The sequence below is a fragment of the Actinomadura decatromicini genome, from assembly GCF_008121305.1.
Taxonomy (GTDB): domain Bacteria; phylum Actinomycetota; class Actinomycetes; order Streptosporangiales; family Streptosporangiaceae; genus Spirillospora; species Spirillospora syzygii.
Map to the genome: position 1 here is coordinate 780,117 of NZ_VSRQ01000001.1, position 17,436 is coordinate 797,552.

Sequence of the window (17,436 nt, forward strand, 5' to 3'; positions counted from 1 at the left end):
GACGCCAGGCATGAACCAGGAGAAGCTGCGCGACTATCTCAGGCGCGCGACCGCCGATCTCCGGCTGACCCACCAGCGGCTGCGGGAGGCCGAGGCGCGCGACCATGAGCCGGTCGCGATCGTGGGCATGGGCTGCCGTTTCCCTGGCGACGTGCGGTCCGCGCGGGACCTGTGGCGGCTCGTCGCGGGCGGCGTGGACGCGCTCTCGCGTTTCCCGGACGGCCGGGGATGGGATGTCGACGCCCTTTACGACCCCGATCCCGAACAGCGCGGGACGACGTACGTCCGCGAAGGCGGATTCGTCTATGACGCCGACCGTTTCGACGCGGACTTCTTCGGCATCAGCCCCCGCGAGGCCCTCGGAATGGACCCGCAGCAACGGCTGCTGCTTGAGACCGCGTGGCAGTCGTTCGAGGACGCCGGAATAGACCCGGCGTCGCTTCGCGGCAGCCGGACGGGCGTCTTCGCCGGGACGAACGGGCAGGACTACGTCCGGCACGCGCTGAACGGTCTCGACAAGGTCGAGGGATACCTCGTCACCGGGACGTCGGTGAGCGTCGCCTCCGGGCGGATCGCCTATTCGTTCGGTTTGGAGGGCCCGGCGGTCACGGTCGACACGGCCTGCTCGTCGTCGCTCGTCGCCCTCCATCTGGCGATGCAGGCGCTCCGGCGCGGCGAATGCGACCTGGCGCTCGCGGGCGGCGTGACGGTGATGTCCACCCCGGACATCTTCCTCGAATTCAGCCGCCAGCGCGGATTGGCGGCGGACGGGCGGTGCAAGGCGTTCGCCGCCGCCGCCGACGGGACCGGCTGGGGCGAGGGCGCGGGCCTGCTCCTCGTCGAACGGCTGTCGGACGCCGAGGCCAACGGCCACCGCGTATTGGCCGTGGTGCGCGGTTCCGCGCTCAACCAGGACGGCGCCAGCAACGGCCTCACCGCGCCCAACGGGCCGTCGCAGCAAAGGGTGATCCGGGACGCGCTGGCGAACGCCCTCCTCACCCCGGACGACATCGACGCGGTCGAAGCGCACGGCACCGGGACGACGCTCGGCGACCCGATCGAGGCGCAGGCGCTCCTCGCCACCTATGGGCAGGAAAGGCCCGCGGATCGTCCGTTGTGGCTGGGATCGATCAAATCCAACATCGGCCACACCCAGGCCGCCGCGGGCGTCGCCGGAATCATCAAGATGGTCGAGGCGCTGCGGCACGGCGTCCTGCCGAAGACCCTGCACATCGACGAGCCGACACCGCACGTGAAATGGGAGTCGGGCGCGGTGCGCCTGCTCACCGAAGCGGCCCCGTGGCCGGAGCGGGACCGTCCCCGGCGCGCCGCCGTGTCCTCGTTCGGCATCAGCGGGACGAACGCGCACATCGTCCTCGAACAGGCGCCGGACTCGGACGTTCCCGAACCGGAGCGGCCCCGGCATCCGCTGCCGGTACTGCTGTCGGCCAAGACGGAGCCCGCTCTGCGGGAACAGGCGACGCGACTGGCGGAATTCGTCACCGAGAACCCCGGGACGAGCCTCGCCGACATCGCCCACACCCTGGCGAACGGACGCGCTCGCCTTTCGCAGCGCGCCGCCGTCGTCGCCGGTTCCACGGACGAACTCGTCTCGGGCCTGCAGAACTTGACGCCCGCGAGTGCCACGCCCGGAAAGGTCGCGTTCCTCTACTCGGGCCAGGGTTCGCAGCACGCGGGAATGGGCCGCGAACTATACGAGACGTTCCCGGTATTCGCCGAGGCCCTGGACGCCGCCTGCGAGCATCTCGATCCGCAACTCAAGCGGATCATGTTCGCCGACGACCCTGAAGAACTGAACCAGACCCTCTACACCCAGCCCGCGCTGTTCGCCTACCAGACCGCGCTGCACGCGCTGCTGACCGATTGGGGAATCACGCCCCACTTCCTGGTCGGGCATTCGCTGGGCGAACTCACCGCCGCCTACACCTCCGGCGCCCTCTCCCTGGCCGACGCGGCTGCGCTGGTCACCGCACGCGCCCGCGCCATGCACGACACCCCCGCCGGGGCCATGGCCGCCATCAACGCAGCCCCCGACGAAATCACCCTCACCGACGGCGTCAGCATCGCCGCCATCAACGCGGCACAAAGCACCGTCATCTCCGGACCAGCCCAAGCCGTCCAGGAAATCGCACGACACTGGAAGAACGAAGGCCGACGCACCCGTCTGCTCACCACCAACCGCGCCTTCCACTCCTCGCTCATGGACCAGGCCGTCGAGCCCTTGTCCGAGGCGGCCCGCGCCATCACCCATGACCCGGCGTCCATTCCGGTGGTCTCCAACCTCACCGGGCGGCCCGTCGAGCACACGCCCGCATACTGGGCCGAGCATCTCCTCGGCACGGTCAACTTCCACAAGGCCGTCGAGTATCTCGATGAGCAGGGCGTCACGACGTTCATCGAAATCGGGCCCGACGCGACGCTCACCGCGCTCACCGGCGAGACGGTCACCGGCGCGACCATCGCCCTCCAGAACCCGAAACAACCGCAGAACACGGCGCTGCTCACCGGGGTTTCCCGCGTCCACAACAGCGGCGTGGGCGTCGACTGGTCGAAGATCCTGCCCGCCGGACGCCACACCGACCTCCCCACCTACCCGTTCCAGCGGGAGCGGTTCTGGCTCGACCGCGGCCCGTCCGCCGGAGACGTCGATCAGGCGGGACTCACCCCGGCCGACCATCCGCTCCTGGCCGCGACGACATTGCTCGCCAACGACAACGGCCATCTGCTCACCGGGCGCATTTCCCTCAAGGACCAGCCGTGGCTCGCCGAGCACGCGATCCACGACTCGGCCGTCCTGCCCGGCACGGCGTATGTCGACCTGGCCCTGCGCGCCGCGCAGCGCGCCGGATGCGACACCGTCGAAGAGCTGACCCTCCAGACGCCGTTGGTGCTTCCGCCGAAGGACGGCGTCCAGATCCAGGTCTACGTCGACGCGGCGGACGCCGAGGGCCGCCATTCCATCACGATCCATTCGCGGCGCGAACCGTCCGATCCCGACGACGCGGACGGGCCCTGGACGTGCCACGCGACCGGCACTCTCCGAGCGGGCGGCGCGGCCCCGCCCGCCGAACAGGAGAATTGGCCGCCCGCCGACGCGACGCCGCTCGACGTCAGCGACGTCTACAGCACCTTCGAAACGATCGGCCTGCGTTACGGCCCCCTCTTCCAAGGGCTGAAAGCCGCCTGGCGCGACGGCACCGACATCTGCGCGGAAGTGGAGCTTCCCGACGACACCGATGTCGAGGGTTTCGCGGTGCATCCTGCGCTTCTCGACGCGTCCCTGCACGCGACCCTCCTCGCGGGAGACGCCGACGCGCTGAAACTGCCGTTCTCGTGGAGCGGTGTCTCCGTCCATTCGGTGGGCGCGGTCGCCGTTCGGGTCCGGCTCAGCCGGGGCGACGGCGACACGGTGTCGCTGGCGGTCACCGACCCGGCCGGTGCTCCCGTGGTGACGGTGGACGCGCTGACCGTGCGTCCGATCACGAGCGAGCAGTTGTCCGCCGCGCGGACGGCGCCGTCCGAGCCCGCCTACCACGTCGAATGGACGCCCATCGACGGCGGCCCCGAAACACCGTGGACGGCGATCGGCGAACCGTTCCCCGCCCTCACCGGCAAAGCCGCGAAGGAATTCCCGGATCTCCCAGCACTGCGCGACGCGCTCGCCGCGGGCGAGGACGTCCCGCCGACCGTCCTTTTCTGCCACCGCTCCGAAGAAGAGAACGAGAACCACCTCGACAACGTCCACAACACGACGGCGCGGCTCCTGGAACTGATCCAGAGCTGGCTTTCCGACGACGCGTTCGCCGACCTCCACCTGGTCGTCGCCACCCGTGGCGCGGTCGCCGCGCAGCTCGCAGAGCCGGTCAGCGACCTGGCCGCCGCCCCGGCGTGGGGCCTGGTGCGGTCCGCGCAGTCGGAGCACCCGGGCCGCCTGCGGCTGGTCGACCTGGACGACCGCGCCGGAGACGCCGCGTCCCTGCCCGCCGCGCTCGGCCGCGACGAACCGCAACTGGCGCTGCGCGACGGCGGCGTCCACGCCCCCCGGCTGACGCGCAGCGACCCGGCCCTCGCGCCGCCCGCCGACACCGGCCAATGGCGGCTCGGAATCACCGAGCCGGGGACCGTGGAGAACCTCGTCCTGTCCCCGAACCCGGACGCGGCGCGCCCGCTCGGCCCGGACGAGGTGCGCATCGCCGTGCGCGCGGCGGGCGTGAACTTCCGCGACGTGCTGATCAGCCTGGGAATGTATCCGGGCGAGGCGGTCATCGGCAGCGAGGCCGCCGGAATCGTCACCGAGACAGGGTCCGCCGTCACCGGGCTGACGGCCGGCGACCGGGTGATGGGAATGGTCGACGGGGCCGTCGGGCCGACGGCCGTCACCGACCGGCGGCTGCTCGCCCGCGTCCCGGACGGGTGGTCGTTCGTCCAGGCCGCGACGACGCCGATCGTGTTCCTGACCGCCTACTACGGCCTCCACCACCTGGCCCGGATCGAGCCCGGCCAGCGCATCCTCGTCCATGCCGCCACGGGCGGCGTGGGAATGGCCGCGACGCAGCTCGCCCGCCACTGGGGCGCGGAGGTCTACGGCACCGCCAGCCCCGGCAAATGGCACACGCTCCGCAAGAACGGCTTCGACGCCGACCACATCGCCAATTCCCGCACGCTCGACTTCCACGACGCGTTCCCACGCGGCATGGACGTCGTCCTCAACTCCCTCACCGGCGACTTCATCGACGCGTCGCTCGACCTCCTCAAACCGCGAGGCCATTTCCTCGAAATGGGGAAGACCGACCTCCGCGACCCCGAGGCCCTGCCGGACACCGCCTACCGCCCGTTCGACCTCACCGAGGCCGGGCACGACCGCATCCAGGAAATGCTCACCGCCCTCGTCGAGCTGTTCGAGGCGGGAGCGATCACCCCGCTCCCCGTCACGGCGTTCGACGTGCGGCAGGCGCCGCAGGCGTTCCGGTACCTGAGCCAGGCCAAGCACATCGGCAAGGTCGCGCTGACGGTGCCGCGCCCGATCGACCCGGACGGCACCGTCCTGATCACCGGCGGCACCGGCACGCTCGGCGCCCTCGTGGCCCGCCACCTCGTCACCGCGCACGGCGCCCGCCGCCTGCTGCTGGTCAGCAGGCGCGGCCCGGACGCCGACACCGCCGCCGAAACGGCCGCCGACCTGCGCGCTCTCGGCGCGGACGTCACCGTCGCCGCCTGCGACGTCGCCGACCGCGCCGCGCTGGCCGCACTGCTCGCCGGTATCCCCGACGAGCATCCGCTGACCGCTGTGGTGCACGCGGCGGGCGTCCTCGACGACGGCACGGTCGACGCCCTCACCCCGGAGCGCCTCGCCCCGGTGCTGCGCGCCAAGGCCGACGCGGCCTGGAACCTGCACGAGCTCACCCGCGACCTGGACGCGTTCGTCCTGTTCTCGTCCGCCGCCGGGACACTCGGCAACCCCGGACAGGCCAACTACGCCGCCGCCAACACCTACCTCGACGCCCTCGCCCACCACCGCGTTCAGCAGGGTCAGCCCGCCGTGTCCCTCGCCTGGGGGCTGTGGAAGACCACCAGCGGCATCACCGCCACGCTCGACGGGACGGACCAGAAGCGCCTCGGCCGCAGCGGGCTCGTGCCCCTGCCGGACGAGGACGCGCTCGCGCTGCTCGACACGGCGCAGCGGTCGGGACGTCCCACCTCAGTGCCCGCGCGGTTCGACCTCGGCGTCTTCCGGCGGCTCGCGGAGGCGGGGGTGCTGCCGCCGATGCTGCAAGGGCTGTTCCGCGCGCCGCCCGCGCGGGCGAAGGCGCGCCAGGCCGGGGCCGGGACGCTCCAAGCCCGGCTCGCCGGACGTCCGCGCGCCGAACAGGACAGGGCCCTGCTCGACCTGGTCCGCGAGCACATCGCGGCGGTGCTCGGCCACACGGCGCCGGACGCGATCGACCCCGAACGCCAGTTCCAGGAGCTCGGCTTCGACTCGCTCAGCGCGGTCGAGTTCCGGAACCGGCTGAACGGCGCGACCGGGCTCCGCCTCCCGCCCACGGTGATCTTCGACCGGCCGACCGCCGCCGGGCTCGCCGTCCACCTGCGCACCCTCCTCCTCGGCGAGGACGACGGCGCCGAAGCGGCGCGCCCCGCGCGGGCGACGGTGACGGCGGACGACGCCGAGCCGATCGCGATCGTCTCGATGGCGTGCCGCTTCCCCGGCGGCGTCCGGACGCCGGAGGACCTGTGGAGCCTCGTCGCGGACGGCCGCGACGCGATCACCCGGTTCCCCGACACGCGCGGCTGGGACCTCGACCGGCTCTACGACCCGGACCCCGACCGGGCGGGCACCACCTACGTCCGGGAGGGCGGGTTCGTCGCCGACGCCGACCGGTTCGACGCCGAGTTCTTCGGGATCAGCCCGCGCGAGGCGCTCGCCACCGACCCGCAGCAGCGGCTCCTGCTGGAGGTCGCGTGGGAGACGCTGGAGCGGGCCGGGATCGTCCCGGCGTCGCTGCGCGGCAGCAACACCGGCGTGTTCGTCGGCCTGACCCCCCAGCACTACGCCATCGACTCGGGCGAGCAGACCTCCGCGCTGGAGGGCTACCTCCTCACCGGGACGATGGGCAGCGTCGCCTCGGGCCGCCTGTCCTACAGCTTCGGGCTCGAAGGCCCGGCGATGACCGTCGACACGGCGTGCTCGTCGTCGCTGGTGTCGCTGCACCTGGCGTGCAAGTCGCTCCGCAACGGGGAGAGCGACCTCGCGCTCGCGGGCGGCGTCACCGTCATGGCGGTGCCGGGCATCCTGGTGGAGCTCAGCCGCCAGCGCGTCCTCGCCCCGGACGGGCGCTGCAAGTCCTTCGGCGCCGGAGCCGACGGGACGGGCTGGAGCGAGGGCGTCGGCATGGTCCTCGTGGAGCGGCTGTCGGACGCCGTCCGCAACGGCCACCGCGTCCTCGCCGTGGTCCGCGGGTCGGCGGTGAACCAGGACGGCGCGAGCAACGGCCTCACCGCGCCGAGCGGACCGGCGCAGCAGCGCGTCATCCGCGCGGCGCTCGCCGACGCGCGGCTCGACCCGGACGGGATCGACGCCGTCGAGGCGCACGGCACCGGAACCACCCTCGGCGACCCGATCGAGGCGCACGCCCTGCTCGCGACGTACGGGGCGGAACGTCCCGCCGACCGTCCGCTGCACCTCGGCTCGATCAAGTCGAACCTCGGCCACACGCAGGCCGCCGCGGGCGTCGCGGGCGTGATCAAGATGGTGCAGGCGATGCGGCACGGCGTCCTGCCGAAGACGCTGCACGCCGACGAGCCGACCCCGCACGTCGACTGGGAGTCCGGCGCGCTGTCCCTGCTCGGCGAGTCGGCGCCGTGGCCGCGGAACGGCCGCCCGCGGCGCGCCGCAGTCTCGTCGTTCAGCATCAGCGGAACCAACGCGCACCTGATCCTCGAACAGGGCCCCGACCAAGACCAGGACGACGCGCCCGAGCCCGCGCCGGAGCCGGAGCTCGTCCCGTGGACCATCTCCGCCCGCACCGAGCCCGCCCTCCGGGACCAGGCGCGGCGCCTGAGCGACCACGCCGGGCAGGACCCGGTCGCGGTCGCGCACGCGCTCGCCACCACGCGCGCCGTGTTCGGCCACCGCGCCGTGGTGCTGGGCGACGGCCCCGACGAGCTGCGGGCCGGGCTGGCGTCGCTCGCGTCCGGGGAGCCGGACCCGAACGTGATCGAGGGGACGGCCCTCCCGTCCGGGCACCGGACGGTGTTCGTGTTCCCCGGCCAGGGCTCGCAGTGGGTCGGCATGGCGCGGGACCTGCTCGACACCGCGCCCGTCTTCGCCGCCGAGGCGCGCGAGTGCGCGGCGGAGCTCGACCGGCACCTCGACTGGTCCGTGCTCGACGTGCTGCGCGGCGCGCCCGGCGCGCCGTCGCCGGACCGGATCGACGTCGTCCAGCCCGCCCTGTTCACGGTGATGGTGTCGCTGGCGGCGCTGTGGCGGTCCGCGGGCGTCCACCCGGACGCGGTCATCGGGCACTCCCAGGGCGAGGTCGCCGCCGCGTACGTCGCGGGCGGCCTCGGCCTGCCGGACGCCGCGCGGATCATCGCGCTGCGCGGCCTGGCGTGGCGGCGCCTCGAAGGCAGCGGCGGGATGCACTCCGTCTCGCTTCCCGAACGGGACGCCGTGGCGCGGCTCGCCCCGTGGGAGGGGCGGCTGTCGATCGCGGCGGTCAACGGGCCGACCGCGGTCACCGTGTCCGGCGACCTGGACGCGCTCACCGAGCTGGCCGCCGCGCTCGACGCGGACGAGATCCGCAACCGGCGCGTCCCCGGCGTCAACACGGCCGGGCACTCCCCGCAGGTGGAGACGCTCCGCGATGGGCTCCTCGACGCCCTCGCGGGCGTGTCGCCGCGCTCGTCGGACGTCCCGTTCTACTCCACGGTGACCGGCGGCCTCCTCGACACGGCCGAGCTGGACGCCGCGTACTGGTACCGGAACGTGCGGGAGCCGGTCCGGTTCGCGGACGCCTTCACCGCGCTCGCCGGAACGGGCGGGCTCCTGGCGGTCGAGGTCAGCCCGCATCCCGTGCTGGCGCCCGCGGTCCGGGAGAACCTCGACGGCGTCGGCGGCGCCGCCGACGTCATCGGGACGCTGCGCCGCGACCTCGGCGGCCGCCGCCAGTTCCTCACCGCGCTCGCGGAGGCGCACACGCGCGGGACGGCGGTCGACTGGCCGTCCGTCCTGCCGGAGCCGCGCGGCGCGGCGGCGGAGCTGCCGACCTACCCGTTCCAGGGCGAGCGGTACTGGGTGGTGTCGACGGGCGGTGCGGGCGACGTGTCCGCGGCCGGGCTCATCGGCACCGGCCACCCGCTGGTCGGGGCGGCCGTCCAGCGCGCCGACGACGACGGCCGGGTGCTGACCGGGCGGATCTCGCTGAGCCGCCACCCGTGGCTCGCCGACCACGCCGTCATGGAGACCGTCGTCCTGCCCGGCACCGCCTACCTGGAGATCGCCGCGTACGCGGCGGACCAGGCGGGCTGCGACCGGGTCGACGACCTGACGCTGCTCGCCCCGCTGGTGCTGGACGACAAGGCCGACGTCCGGTTCCAGGTCCTCGTCGGCGCGCCGGACGACGACGGCCGCCGCACGGTCACGATGCACTCGCGCGCCGACGACGACCCGGACACCGAATGGCTGCGGCACGCCACCGGAACCCTGTCGGTCGGCGGCCCTCAGCCCGAGCCCGCCGCAGACCCGGCCGAGTGGCCGCCGCCCGCGGCGACCGCGATCGCCGTCCACGACCTGTACGAGGAGCTGGTCGGGCACGGGCTCGGGTACGGGCCCGCGTTCCAGGGCGTCCGGGCGGCGTGGCGGCGGGACGAGGAGGTCTTCCTCGACGTCGACCTGCCCGAGGACGTCGACACCGGCGGCTATGGCCTGCACCCCGCCCTGCTCGACGCGGCGCTGCACGGCATCGCGATCGGGCGGATCGGGTCGGACGACCAGACCGTCCGGCTGCCGTTCTCGTGGTCGGGCGTGACCGTCCACGCGGCCGGGGCGCGGGCGCTGCGGGTGCGGCTCGCGCCGGCCGGCGGCGAAGGCGTCCGGCTGGACCTCGCCGACGAGGCCGGACGCCCGGTCGCGACCGTCGAGTCGCTGGAGCTGCGGCCGGTCACCGCCGAGCAGCTCGCGTCGGTCGGGTCGGCGCGGGGCGGGGCGCTGTACCGCCTCGGCTGGCACCCCGCCGCCGACCTGGCCACCGAGGACGCGGGCGCCTGGGCCGTGCTGGGCGACACGCCCATCGAGGACATCCCGGCGTACGCCGACCTGGACGCGCTGCGAGCGGCTGAGCCCGTCCCGGCCGTCGTCATCGCGCCGTTCCGCTCCCACGACGCCGATCCGGTGGCGGGGACGCACGCGATGGCGGCGTCCGGGCTGGCGCTGTTCCAGGAGTTCCTGGCCGACGAGCGGTTCGCCGATTCCCGGCTGGTGGTGCTCACGCGCGGCGCCACCGGGCCGGAGACCGAGGACCTGCCCGCCGCCGCGCTGTGGGGGCTGGCCCGCTCCGCCCAGTCGGAGAACCCGGGACGCCTCCAGCTCGTGGACACCGACGGGGACTTCGACGGGGACACCGCGGCCGCGCTGCGGGCGGCCGTCGCGTCCGGCGAACCGCAGCTCGCGCTGCGCGGCGGCGCGCCGCACGTCCCCCGGCTCACCGCCGCCGAACCGGCGGACGCGCCGCCCGCGTTCGGCCCGGACGGCGCCGTCCTGATCACCGGCGGCACCGGCACGCTCGGCCGCCTCATCGCGCACCGCCTGGTGACCGGGCACGGCGTCCGGCGGCTGGTGCTGGTCAGCCGCCGGGGACCGGACGCGCCCGGCGCCCGCGACCTGGAGGCGGAGCTGACCGCGCTCGGCGCGGACGTCGTGCTCGCCGCGTGCGACGCCGCCGACCGGGACGCGCTCGCCGCGCTCCTCGCCGAGCATCCGGTGACCGCGGTCGTCCACACGGCCGGGACGCTGGACGACGGCACCATCGGCACGCTCACCGCCGACCGGCTGGGGACCGTCCTGCGTCCCAAGGTCGACGCCGCGTGGAACCTGCACGAGCTGACGGGCGAGCTGACCGCGTTCGTGCTGTTCTCGTCCGCCGCGGGCCTGCTCGGCAGTCCCGGGCAGGGCAACTACGCGGCCGCGAACACGTTCCTCGACGCGCTCGCCGCGCACCGGCACGCGCTGGGGCTGCCCGCGACCTCGCTCTCCTGGGGCTTCTGGGAGGCCACGAGCGGCATGACCGGCGAGATGGCGGGCGCGGACGTCGCGCGGCTCGGCCGGCTCGGCCTCGCGCCGCTCGGCACCGACGACGCGCTCGCGCTGTTCGACGCCTCCGTCGCCGCCGGTGCGGCGTCGCTCATGCCCGTCCGGCTGGACCTGCCCGCGCTCCGCGCGCAGGCCGCCGCCGGGCTGCTGCCGCCGGTGTTCGGCGGGCTGGTGCGCGTCCCGGCCCGCCGGTCGGACGTCGCCGGGCCGTCCCTCGCCGAGCGGCTCACCGCGCTGAGCGAACCGGACCGGCGGGACCTCGTCGTGGACGTGATCCGCGGCCACACGGCGGCTGTGCTCGGGCACGGCTCCCCGCTGTCGGTGGACGCGAAACGCGCGTTCAAGGAGCTCGGCTTCGACTCGCTCACCGCGGTCGAGCTGCGCAACCGGCTCCAGGTCGCGACCGGGCTGCGGCTGCCCGCGACGCTCGTGTTCGACTTCCCGACACCGGACGCGCTCGCCGGGCACGTCCTCGCCGAGGCCGCGCCGCCGGAGCGGTCGCCGTACGAGCAGGTGCTGAGCGAGCTGGACCGGCTGGAGTCGGCGCTCGCCGCCGCGCGGCCGGACGGCGACGGCAACGGCAACGGCAACGGGCGGAACGGCGGCGCGGAGATCACCCGCCGCCTCCAGGCCCTCGCCGCCGCCTGGCAGGAGACCGGGGACGCCGCCGTCGAGGAACGCCTCCACGCGGCGTCCACCGAGGAGATCTTCGACTTCATCGACACCGAACTCGGACGGCAGGGATGACCAACGCCAGCGAAGAGAAGCTCGTCGACTACCTCAAGTGGGTCACGGCCGACCTGCACAAGACCCGGCAGCGGCTCGCCGAGGCCGAGGCGGCGGGCCGCGAGCCCATCGCGATCGTCGGCGCGAGCTGCCGGTTCCCGGGCGGGGTCCGCTCCCCCGAGGACCTGTGGCGGCTCACCGCGTCCGAGACCGACGCGGTCTCGGCGTTCCCCGCCGACCGGGGCTGGGACGTCGCCGCGCTCTACCACCCGGACCCCGACCACCCGGGCACCTCGTACGCGCGGGAGGGCGGCTTCCTCTACGACGCCGCCGAGTTCGACGCGGAGTTCTTCGGGATCAGCCCGCGCGAGGCGCAGACGATCGACCCGCAGCAGCGGCTGATGCTGGAGACCGCCTGGGAGGCGGTCGAGCGCGCGGGCATCTCCGCCGACGCGCTGCGCGGCAGCGACACGGGCGTCTTCGCCGGGTTCATGTACGGGGACTACGGCGCCCGCCTCATGGGGCGGGCCCGCCCGGAGCACGAGGGGCTCCTCGGCAACGGCAGCGCGGGCAGCATCGCGTCCGGGCGCGTGTCGTACACGCTGGGCCTTGAGGGACCGGCCGTCACCGTCGACACCGCGTGCTCGTCGTCGCTCGTCGCCATCCACCTCGCCGCGCTCGCGCTGCGCAACGGCGAATGCGGGCTGGCCCTCGCGGGCGGCGCGACCGTGATGTCGACGCCGATGCTCTTCGTGGAGTTCAGCCGCCAGCGCGGCATGGCCCCGGACGGACGCTGCAAGTCGTTCGCCGCCGCCGCCGACGGCGCGGGCTGGTCCGAGGGCGCGGGCGTGCTCCTCCTGGAACGGCTGTCGGACGCCGTCGCCAACGGCCACCGCGTCCTGGCCGTGATCCGCGGGACGGCCGTCAACCAGGACGGCGCGAGCAACGGCCTCACCGCGCCTAACGGGCCGTCCCAGCAGCGGGTGATCCGGGCCGCGCTCGCCAACGCGGGGCTCACCGCCGACCAGGTCGACGCCGTCGAGGCGCACGGGACCGGGACGGTCCTCGGCGACCCGATCGAGGCGCAGGCGCTCCTCGCCACCTACGGGCAGGAACGGGCCGCCGACCAGCCGCTCCTGCTCGGATCGATCAAGTCGAACATCGGGCACGCCCAGGCGGCGGCCGGGGTCGCCGGGGTCATCAAGATGGTCGAGGCGATGCGGCACGGCGTCCTGCCGAAGAGCCTGCACATCGACGCCCCTTCACCGCACGTCGACTGGGAGTCCGGGGCGGTCGGCCTGCTGACCGAGGCGACGGCCTGGCCCGACTACGGCCACCCGCGCCGCGCCGGGGTCTCCTCGTTCGGGATCAGCGGCACCAACGCCCACGTCATCCTCGAACAGGCGCCCGACGCATACGTTCCCGAGCCGGTGCGGCCCGCCCATCCCCTGCCGGTGCTGCTGTCGGCGAAGACCGAGCCCGCGCTGCGGGAGCAGGCGGCGCGGCTGCGCGACTCCGTCCACGACCAGCCGCTCGCCGACATCGCCCACACCCTCGCGACCGGGCGCAGCCACCTCCCGCACCGGGCGGCCGTCATCGCGTCCGACCCCGAGGACCTCCGGCAACGGCTGGGCTTCCTCGCCGAGGGGACGCACGCGGGCAACGTCATCACCGGAACGGTGAAACCGACGGGGAAGATCGCCTTTCTCTATTCCGGGCAGGGCTCGCAGCACGCGGGAATGGGCCGGGAACTGTACGAGACGTTCCCGGTGTTCGCGGAGGCTCTCGACGCGGCGTGCGAACATCTCGACCCGCGACTCAAGCAGGTCATGTTCGACGACGATCCCGCGCGGCTGAACCAGACGCTCTACACTCAGCCCGCGCTGTTCGCCTACCAGACCGCGCTCCACGCGCTTCTGGCCGATTGGGGAATCACGCCCCACTTCCTCGTCGGGCATTCGCTGGGCGAACTCACGGCCGCCCACACCTCCGGGACGCTCTCCCTCGCCGACGCGGCCGCGCTGGTCACCGCCCGTGCCCGCGCCATGCACGACACCCCGGAAGGGGCGATGGCCGCCATCAACGCCGCTCCCGAGGAGATCTCCCTCCCAGATGGCGTGAGCATCGCGGCGGTCAACACGGCGCGGAGCACGGTCGTCTCGGGGCCGCCCGAGGCGGTGCGGGAAATGGTCCGGCATTGGAAAGGCGAAGGGCGGCGCGCCCGGCTCCTGACCACCGAGCGCGCATTCCATTCATCGTTGATGGAGCGGGCCGTCGCGCCTTTGACCGAGGCCGCCCGGGGAATCACGCACCACCCGGCGGCGGTCCCGGTCATTTCCAACCTCACCGGGCTTCCCGCCGAGCACCAGCCCGGCTATTGGGCCGAGCATCTGCTCGGGACCGTCAATTTCCACAAGGCCGTCCAGTATCTCGATGAGCAGGGTGTCGCCGCGTACATCGAGATCGGGCCCGACACCACGCTCACCACCCTCACCGGCGACACCACCGCCGCGACGGCCATTCCGCTCCAGAACCCGAAGCGGCCGCAGAGCGCGGCGCTGCTCACCGCCGTCGCGAACGCGCACAACACCGGCGTCCCCATCGACTGGACGAGGATCCTGCCCGCCGGGCGCCACACCGACCTGCCCACCTATCCGTTCCAGCGCCGCCGCTACTGGATCGACGCCGCCGACCCCGACGCGCCCGGTACGGCGAACGTCGAGGAGAGGTTCTGGTCGGCCGTGGAGGGCGCGGACGCCGACGCCCTGGCGGCCGAACTGCGGCTGGCCCCCGGCGACCGCGCCGCGCTCGACGCGCTGCTCCCGGCGCTCGCGGCGTGGCGCCGCGACCGGGACCGCCTCTACCGGCTCGGCTGGGAACCGATGGCCGACCCGGCGGAGTCCGTCGCCGGACGGACCTGGCTGCTCCTGACGACGGAGAAGGACCCGGCGACCGACCTCGCCGACGCCCTCGAAGCGCAGGGCGCCCACGTGATCACCACCGAGGTGGACCTGGGCGGCGCGGACGGCCCGGAGTCCGCGCTGCGGCTTCGCGAACGGCTCGCCGGAAAGCCCGCCGTCGACGGCGTCCTCTCACTCCTGGCCCTGGAGGACGGCCCGCACCCCGCGTACGAGGCGGCGTCCACCGGCCTCGTCGCGACCGTCTCACTGGTGGACGCCCTCACGGAACTGGGCGTGTCCGCTCCGGTGTGGGTCGCGACGCGCGAGGCGGTGTGCGCCGCGCCGTCCGACCCGCCCGACGATCCGCTGGGCGCGCAACTCTGGGGCCTCGGCCCGTCCGCCGGGTACGGGCTGGTCGACCTGCCGCGCGTGCCGGTCGCGCGGATCGCGGAGCGGCTCGGCCGGGCGCTGGCCCAGGGCGCGGAGCGCGAGCTGGCGATACGTCCGGCGGGGCTGTTCGTCCGCCGCCTGGCGCCGTTCGTCCCGTCCGGGGAGGGGCGCTGGCGGCCCGAGGGCACCGTCGTGCTCTCCGGCGCCGACACCCCGCTCCGCGAGCACCTCGCGCGCTGGATCGGCGAACGGGAGGACGCTCGGTCGGTGCTGGTGGACGGCGCGACGGCGGCGAAGGTCGAAGGTCCCGTGGCGGCCGTCCTGCACGTGTGCGGGCCGCCGGACGCGGACGGCGACGACCCCGGCCTGCCCGATCTCGACCGCGACGTCGCCGCCGCGGTCGCCGCCGCCGACCTCGCCCGCGACCTCGACCCCGGCGTCGTCGTGCTCATCTCCGACACGGCCCGCTCGCTCGGCCTGCCCGGCGGCGGCGGCGGACCGCGCCGGGCCGTGCTCGACGCGCTCGCCGCCCGGCTGCGCGCCGCCGGGACCCCGGCCGTCTCGCTCGGCCTGGCCGGGACGGCGCCCGAGCTGGTCCCGCCCGTCCTGGAGCGGCTGCCGGCGCTGGACGTCCCGGCCGTGGTCGCCGCCGACCTCGACTGGGCGGCGCTCGCCGCCGAGGCCGCCGCGCCCCGGCTGCTCGCCGGGATCCCGGCGGCGCGGCGGGTCCTGGACGCCGCCGCCGACGGCCGCGCCCCGGCCGTCCGCAGGCTCGCGGACGTCCCGGACGACGAGCGCCCCGCGTTCCTGCTCGACCTCGTGCGGACGGAGGCCGCCGCCGTCCTCGGTTACGCCGCCGCCGACGCGATCGGCGCGGACGACGACCTCCTCGGCCTCGGCATGTCGTCGTTCACCGCGCTGGAGCTCAGCACCCGCATCCAGCCCGCCGGGCCCGCGCTGTCGCCCGCCGCGATCTTCGACCATCCCACGCCCGCCGCGCTCGCCCGGCATCTCCTCGACGGGATCTCCGGCGGCGGCACCGCCAACACCGGAAGTCAAGGGAGTCCCTCATGAGTGAACGTGTCATCGTCGCCGGAGCCGGCCCGGTCGGGCTGATGCTCGCCGTCGAACTCGGCCTCGCCGGGGCGGACGCGGTCGTCCTGGAGAGCCGGGACCGGCCGAACGAACGGTCCCGCGGCATGGTGATCAACGCGGCGGTGGTCGAGCTGCTCGACCAGCGCGGCGTGATGGACCGGCTCCGCCCGCACGGCCTCGAATTCCCGCGGGCCCACTTCGCGCAGCTCTGGCTCGGGCCGGAGCGGCTGCGGGAGAAGCACGCCTACGCGTTCGCGATCCCGCACTCCCGGATCGAGGCGGAGCTCGCCGCCCGCGCCCGCGATCTCGGCGTCGACGTCCGTTACGACGCCGAGATCGTCGCGCTGGACCAGGGCGCGAACGGCGTGACGGTGAAGACCCGGTCCGGCGAGTCGTTCGAGGGCGCCTACCTCGTCGGCTGCGACGGGACGGACAGCACCGTCCGCGGCCTCGCCGGGATCGGCTTCCCCGGCGACGAGCTGCCGTTCCGCGGCATCCTCGGGGACGTCCCGGTCGAGCCGGGCGACCCGCTGTTCACGCTGCTCGGCGCGCACGAGAACGACGGCGGGCTGTTCGCGGTCGGCCCGGTCGACCCGCACACGCTGCGGGTGATGGCGGGCGAGTTCGGCGTCGAGGCCGTCCCGAACGACACGCCGGTGACCTACGACGAGCTGCGGGAGAGCTTCGAGCGGCTGTCCGGCGCGAAGCTGACCGGCGGCGAGGCGCGCTGGCTGTCGCGCTGGAACGCGCCCACCCGGCACGCGGAGCGGTACCGGTCCGGGCGGGTGCTGCTCGCGGGCGACGCCGCGCACGTCCACTTCCCGCTCGGCGGCCAGGCGCTCAGCACCGGCATCGAGGACGCGGTGAACCTCGGCTGGAAGCTCGGCGCGGACGTCCTCGGCCGCGCCCCGGACGGGCTCCTCGACACCTACCACGACGAGCGGCACCCGGTCGGCGCCCGCGCCTGCCTCACGACGCGGGCGCAGGTGGCGCTGCTGCACCCGCTGTCGGCGGTGTCGCCGCTGCGGCAGGTGCTCGCCGAGCTGATCGCCTACGACGACGTCAACGAGCACTTCGTGAAGATGGTCGGCGGGCTCGACATCCGCTACGACTACCCGTACGAGGCGGGCGACCACCCGCTGCTCGGCCGCAGGCTCCCCCAGGTGACGGTCGGGGAGGAGCCGATCGCGCGGCTGCTGGAGCCGGGGCGCGGCCTGTTCCTGGAGTTCGCCGCCGGCTCCGGCCGGACGGACGAGGTCGCCGCCTGGACCGGACGCGTCGACACGGTGACCGCGCCCGCCACCCCGGAGATCGACGCGGCCGCGCTGCTGCTCCGCCCGGACGGCCGCGTCGCCTGGGCGACCCGCGCGTCGTCCGGCGCGGACGGCCTGGCCACCGCCCTGCGCACCTGGTTCGGCGAGCCGACCCGGAACTGAACACGAAACCCGGACGGCCCGTGCGGATTCCGCACGGGCCGTCCGGTCTTCTCCGTCGGGC

Annotated in this window: 3 protein-coding genes; all 3 read left to right on the forward strand. The window is 74.4% G+C overall.

The annotated features are described in order from the left end of the window. Window positions 1-10: 10 nt before the first annotated feature. From FXF68_RS02975 to FXF68_RS02985, 3 genes are read left to right on the forward strand one after another with little or no spacing between them, the layout of a single operon-like run. Window positions 11-11,575 carry a type I polyketide synthase gene (locus FXF68_RS02975; protein WP_148757342.1) on the forward strand — a complete coding sequence of 3,855 codons (11,565 nt, stop codon included), beginning with the start codon at window positions 11-13 and terminating at the stop codon, window positions 11,573-11,575. Next, window positions 11,572-15,918, forward strand: coding sequence for a type I polyketide synthase (locus tag FXF68_RS02980; protein WP_148757343.1), 4,347 nt, complete (start codon window positions 11,572-11,574; stop codon window positions 15,916-15,918). Before FXF68_RS02975 ends, FXF68_RS02980 begins: the two co-directional genes overlap by 4 nt. Further along, the gene (locus FXF68_RS02985; RefSeq protein ID WP_148757344.1) at window positions 15,915-17,375 is read left to right on the forward strand and encodes an FAD-dependent monooxygenase; all 1,461 of its coding nucleotides are present in this window, start codon (window positions 15,915-15,917) and stop codon (window positions 17,373-17,375) included. Before FXF68_RS02980 ends, FXF68_RS02985 begins: the two co-directional genes overlap by 4 nt. The last annotated feature ends 61 nt before the right edge of the window (window positions 17,376-17,436 follow it).

What these genes read in the sequence shown, in the direction of transcription:
- FXF68_RS02975 (WP_148757342.1), top strand. Translation starts at nt 11, where the DNA reads ATGAACCAGGAGAAGCTGCGCGACTATCTCAGGCGCGCGACCGCCGAT.
- FXF68_RS02980 (WP_148757343.1), top strand. Translation starts at nt 11,572, where the DNA reads ATGACCAACGCCAGCGAAGAGAAGCTCGTCGACTACCTCAAGTGGGTC.
- FXF68_RS02985 (WP_148757344.1), top strand. Translation starts at nt 15,915, where the DNA reads ATGAGTGAACGTGTCATCGTCGCCGGAGCCGGCCCGGTCGGGCTGATG.